Source organism: uncultured Ruthenibacterium sp., from assembly GCF_963558415.1.
In the GTDB taxonomy this organism is placed as follows: Bacteria; Bacillota; Clostridia; order Oscillospirales; family Ruminococcaceae; genus Ruthenibacterium.
Map to the genome: position 1 here is coordinate 1 of NZ_CAUWGY010000111.1, position 6,111 is coordinate 6,111.

A 6,111-nucleotide genomic window follows, 5' to 3' on the forward strand; every position below is an offset into this window, starting at 1 on the left:
TACAGAACCGTCCAGAACACGCAAGCTACGCTCTACCTCAACAGTAAAGTCAACGTGGCCCGGGGTGTCGATGATGTTGATTCTGTGTCTGTTCTTTTTGGCCTTGGCCGGGTCATTCTGAAACTCGGTATGGCTCCAGTAGCAAGTGGTCGCAGCAGAAGTGATGGTGATACCACGCTCCTGCTCCTGCGCCATCCAGTCCATCGTCGCGGCACCATCGTGCGTTTCACCAATCTTATGATTGATGCCTGTGTAGAACAGAATACGCTCGGTGGTAGTAGTTTTACCCGCATCGATATGAGCCATGATGCCGATGTTTCTGGTCATTTCCAAAGAAACGTCTCTAGGCATAGTCTCCTCCTAAAGTATTGACACAGATTAATATCTGTAGTGTGCGAAAGCCTTGTTGGCCTCGGCCATCTTGTGCGTATCCTCACGCTTTTTGCAAGCGCCGCCATTTCCATTGCAGGCGTCCATAATCTCGCCAGCCAGACGCTCGCACATAGTGCGCTCGCTGCGGGTACGGGCGTAGGTGGTCAGCCAGCGCAGACCCAAAGTCTCGCGGCGGGCAGGACGCACCTCCATAGGAACCTGATAGTTGGCACCGCCGACACGGCGGGATTTGCACTCCAGCACAGGCATGATGTTCTCCAGTGCTTTTTCAAACGCTTCCAGGGGATCGTTGCCGGTTTTCTCCTTCACGATCTCGAAGGCGTCGTAAACAATTTTCTGAGCCACGCCTTTCTTGCCATCATACATGATGTTGTTGATCAGGCGGGTCACCATTTTGGAATTGTACAAAGGATCAGCTAAAACGTCACGCTTTGCAACATTACCTCTTCTGGGCATCTTATCTTCCCTCCTTCATAAAATGATATCATCGGTACTCAAAAGTAATGAAACTCCTGTACGGCCACGGAAAAGGCAGATCTATCTGAAAAGCCTTTTATGCGGCGATTGTACTTTTTAAAAGGTGTTTTTTACTTCTTGGCGCCGGCCTTGGGACGCTTTGCACCGTATTTGGAACGGGCCTGTTTGCGGTTGGCAACACCCTGGGTGTCCAACGTACCACGGATAATGTGATAACGAACACCAGGCAGGTCCTTTACACGGCCGCCGCGGATCAGAACAACGCTGTGTTCCTGAAGGTTGTGGCCTTCGCCCGGGATATAAGAGGTGACTTCGATGCCGTTGGACAGACGCACACGGGCAACCTTACGCAGAGCAGAGTTCGGCTTTTTCGGGGTCATGGTACGAACTGCAGTGCATACACCACGTTTTTGCGGGCTGTTCGCGTCCGAATATGCTTTTTTCTGAGAGTTATAGGACTTCAACAGAGCAGGAGCAGTGGACTTCTGGACAAGCACCTCACGGCCTTTGCGCACGAGCTGGTTAAAAGTAGGCATAATTTTCCTCCTTTCTCAAAAAATTATTTTATTTATATATTGCAGCGGGAAATCCGCTTGCAAACAAAAAAGGACATGCTGCCGCCTTGGCGCAGCAATTCTATTTTAAAGGGAAAAACCGCTTCTGTCAACAGAAAAGCGGAGAAAATTTCAGCATTTTGCCAAACTTTTTTGCTGTTTTCCACAGGATGGCCTTAAATAGAGTTCTTTCGAAGGTTCAACAGCCTCTGCACGCATTTGGCAAAGCCACTTCCGGATTCTTCCTCTGCCAGAAATGCGGGTTTCGCAGTAAGTTTTTCCAGAAACGGCGCAATGTTGGCCACTGCGCAGCTCATGGGAAAATATCCGAACATCGGCTCATCATTAGGAGAATCTCCAAAGAACAACACACAGTCTCGCGGTTCCTTCTCGCCTGCCACGGTCTGCAAAAACAGTTTAGCCATACTTACCTTATCATAATCGCCATACCAGGTATTGACATGGATGGAGCTCACCTTCGCCTTGGCTCCCATTTGTACACAAATATCCCGAATCTTTTCAGCAGCATCCAGACCCAAATAAGGTGGTTCTTCGTTAAAGTCGATTGCCACATCATAAATGCGAGCAAACTGGTCTGCGGAAACACGACAACCGGGCACACCGGCCAGGCAGGCCTGTTTCACCTTCTCCAATCTTCCCTGCACATCGCCGCGGGCCACAGAAGGATGAAGGAACACGCGTTTGTGCCCTTCTTCCAAATAGTATACAAATGCACCGTTTTCTCCGATCACCGCATAAACGGGCCATTCGCGTACGATCAAATCACACCATCCCGCAGGCCGCCCCGTTACCGGGATCACACGGATACCAGCTTTCTGCAAGTCCCACAAAGCACTGTATGCCTCGGCGGTCAGCTTACCGTTGGTGGTAATCGTATCGTCAATATCACACAAAACATATTGGATTCGGCTGGCTTCTTCGGAAGTGATAGAATCAAATTTCCGCATAAACAAACCTCCCACAAAGGAAAAAGGGGGCAACGCCCCCCTTTCCATTTTTCTTATTCGTTGGCCAGCTCTTCCACTGTGGGCTGCACATTGCGCGGATCCCGAGCGGCCAGAGATGCCTCAACCTCCGGGATACCCGTACCAGCGGGAATCAGCTTACCGATGATAACGTTCTCCTTCAGGCCCATCAGCGGATCGACCTTGCCTTTGATGGCGGCATCGGTCAAGACGCGAGTGGTTTCCTGGAAGGAAGCCGCGGACAGGAAGGAATCCGTAGCCAAAGATGCCTTGGTGATACCCAAAAGCACACTGGAACCAGTGGCATATTGCAAGCCCTGTTCCCCGGCTGCAATCCGTTCTGCCACTTTCTCATTGGCGTCGCGGAACTCGGATTTATCAACAACCGTAGCGCTGATCAGTCCGGTGCTTCCTGCATCTTCCACACGAATCTTGCGCATCATCTGAAGCACAATAACCTCAATGTGTTTATCGCAGATATCAACGCCCTGCAGACGGTAAACTTTCTGCACTTCGCTGATCAGATAATTTTGAACAGCAATGGGTCCTTTGATGGCCAGGATATCTTGCGGATAGGCGAAACCTTCGGTGAGGATGTCACCCTTCTCCAGTTGATCTCCTTCTGCCACACGAATACGCTGTCCGAAGGGAATCAAATAGCTCTTCTCGCAAGGAGCGCCGTTCTCATCCACGCCTTCCACAACCACATGACGATTTTTCTTAGTGTCATCAATATGAGCGACACCTTCAATCTCAGTCATGATTGCCAAATTCTTCGGCCGACGTGCCTCGAACAACTCTTCAACACGGGGCAGACCTTGCGTGATGTCTTCCGCCGAAGCGATACCGCCCGTATGGAACGTACGCATGGTCAACTGAGTACCAGGCTCACCGATGGACTGCGCTGCAATGATACCTACAGCCTCACCCAGGCCAACCAGTTCGCCGTTGGCCAAGTTAGCACCGTAGCACTTGCAGCATACACCATGGCGGGCATCGCAACACAAAACGCTGCGAATTTCCACTTCTTTGATGCCCGCTGCCACAATCTTCTTAGCGTCGTCCTCGGTCATCATCTTGTCTTTGGAAACAATGACTTCACCAGTGGTGGGATCTACTACATCATTGACGGCGAAACGGCCCTGCAAGCGCTCTTCCAGTTTCTCGATCATCTCGTTTCCTTCACGGATGTCGGAAATCATAATACCCTGGGTTGCGCCGCAATCCTCTTCGCGGATGATCACATCTTGAGAAACGTCTACCAGACGACGAGTCAGATAACCAGAGTCAGCCGTACGAAGTGCGGTGTCGGCCAAGCCCTTTCGAGCACCTTTACCAGCAATGAAGTACTCCAAGATGTTCAGGCCTTCACGGTAGTTTGCACGAATAGGAATCTCAATGGTTTTACCGGACGTGTTGGCAATCAAGCCACGCATACCGGCCAACTGACGAATCTGGGCCATAGAACCACGAGCACCGGAATCCGCCATCATGAAGATGGGGTTACGAGCATCCAAGTTTTTCTGAAGAGCCGTAGCCACGTCTTCGGTGGTCTTACTCCAAACTTTGATTACGCCATTGTAACGTTCATCGTTGGAAATCAAGCCCTTATTATACTGCTTGGTAATCTTGGTGATCTGCTCCTCAGCCTTGGCCAAAAGTTCCGCTTTCTGCGGCGGAATAACTGCGTCACACACAGCGACGGTTACAGCACCCTTGGTGGAATACTTATAGCCCTGTGCCTTAATGCGGTCCAGCATCTCAGCAGTAATCGCAGTACCGTGCACATGAATGCAGCGGTCGATGATCTTACCCAAGGTTTTCTTGGTGACCAGGAACTCTACCTCATACCGGAATTTATCCTCATAGGAAGTGCGATCCACAAAGCCCAGATCCTGAGGAATGGGCTGGTTGAAGATAATGCGGCCCACAGTGGTATCCACAATGCGGCTGCACTCCTGGCCGTCGATGTCCAGGGTACGACGAACCTTGATTTTTGCCTGAAGCGTGACAATACCTTCCTGATAAGCCATGATGGCTTCGTTCTCGTCACGGAAGATTTTGCCCTCGCCCTTATCTCCTTCATTGACCATGGTCAGGTAGTAACTGCCCAAAACCATGTCCTGAGTCGGCACCGTAACAGGTTTGCCGTCAGCCGGTTTCAAAGGTTTCCGGAAGCCAGCATCAACATACGTGCTTCGCGCTGTGCCTCGACAGACAGAGGAACGTGAACAGCCATCTGGTCACCGTCGAAGTCCGCATTGAAAGCGGTGCAGACCAGAGGATGCAGTTTAATCGCACGGCCCTCAACCAGCACCGGTTCAAATGCCTGGATGCCCAGACGGTGCAGCGTAGGTGCACGGTTCAACATAACGGGATGGCCCTTGATAACAGTTTCCAGAGAATCCCATACCTCGGTACGAGTGCGCTCGACCATCTTGCGAGCAGATTTGATGTTGTTGGCAATTCCCTTCTCCACCAAATCCTTCATAACAAAAGGTTTGAACAGCTCCAGAGCCATCTCTTTGGGCAGACCGCACTGATACATTTTCAGTTCTGGTCCAACTACGATAACAGAACGGCCAGAATAGTCTACACGCTTGCCCAGCAGGTTCTGACGGAAACGTCCCTGTTTACCTTTGAGCATATCAGACAAGCTCTTCAGCGGGCGATTGTTGGGACCGGTGACCGGACGGCCACGGCGACCATTATCGATCAGAGCGTCGACCGCTTCCTGCAGCATGCGCTTTTCATTGCGCACAATAATGTCAGGTGCGCCAAGCTCCAACAGACGTTTTAAACGGTTGTTGCGGTTGATGACTCGACGATACAAATCGTTCAAATCCGAAGTTGCGAACCGACCGCCATCCAACTGGACCATCGGACGGATATCCGGCGGAATGACCGGAACAACATTCAGAATCATCCACTCGGGGCGGTTGCCAGAAACACGGAAAGCTTCTACAACCTCCAAACGTTTGAGCAAACGAATGCGCTTCTGGCCGCTGGCATTTTCCAGCTCTTCCTTCAGCTCTGCGGAAAGTTTTTCCAAATCAATTTTAGCCAGCAATTCCTGGATGGCCTCGGCACCCATGCTTGCCTTAAATTCGTCCTCATAGCGCTCCAACATCTCGCGATATTCTTTCTCGCTGAGAAGTTGTTTTTCTTCCAACGGTGTGAAACCGGGATCGGTAACGATGTAGGCAGCAAAATACAGCACCTTCTCCAGCAGACGAGGGCTAATGTCCAGCATCAGTCCAATGCGGGAAGGAATCCCCTTGAAATACCAGATATGAGAGACCGGCGCTGCCAGCTCAATATGGCCCATGCGCTCACGACGCACCTTGGCACGTGTAACTTCCACGCCGCAGCGGTCACAAATCTTGCCCTTATAGCGAATGCGTTTGTATTTTCCGCAGTGGCACTCCCAGTCCTTGGTAGGTCCAAAAATGCGCTCACAGAACAGACCATCCCGTTCCGGTTTCAGGGTGCGGTAGTTGATGGTTTCGGGTTTCTTAACTTCGCCGTAGCTCCAGTTACGGATCTGATCCGGAGAAGCAAGGCCAATTTTGATCGAATCAAAAGCGTTGAATTCCATGAAACGAACCCTTTCTTTCTCTTAAATTTGGTGAGTTGCCCCCGCCCGCGAACTGCGCGTCGGCGGGGGATGTGTCTTGGACTTACTCTCCGTCAGTCAGTCC

At 51.1% G+C, this 6,111-nt stretch carries 4 protein-coding genes and 1 pseudogene; all 5 read right to left on the reverse strand.

Translation table 11 applies throughout. The annotated features are described in order from the left end of the window. Positions 1–351, reverse strand: a 351-nt coding sequence (locus AB5H98_RS12365; RefSeq protein ID WP_367926201.1) for a GTP-binding protein, incomplete at its 3' end; no start/stop codon positions are given. A 27-nt stretch (positions 352–378) separates the two neighbouring features. Beyond that, entirely contained in the window at positions 379–849 is a 471-nt protein-coding gene (gene rpsG / locus AB5H98_RS12370; RefSeq protein ID WP_367926202.1) for a 30S ribosomal protein S7, read from the reverse strand. A gap of 131 nt (positions 850–980) precedes the next feature. Continuing rightward, positions 981–1,406: a 30S ribosomal protein S12 gene (gene rpsL / locus AB5H98_RS12375; protein ID WP_367926203.1), complete on the reverse strand. Its 426-nt coding sequence runs from the start codon at positions 1,404–1,406 to the stop codon at positions 981–983. A gap of 194 nt (positions 1,407–1,600) precedes the next feature. Continuing rightward, positions 1,601–2,392, reverse strand: coding sequence for an HAD-IIB family hydrolase (locus AB5H98_RS12380; protein ID WP_367926204.1), 792 nt, complete (start codon positions 2,390–2,392; stop codon positions 1,601–1,603). A gap of 53 nt (positions 2,393–2,445) precedes the next feature. After that, positions 2,446–6,008 (reverse strand): annotated as a pseudogene (rpoC, locus tag AB5H98_RS12385) (DNA-directed RNA polymerase subunit beta'). Positions 6,009–6,111 lie beyond the last annotated feature (103 nt).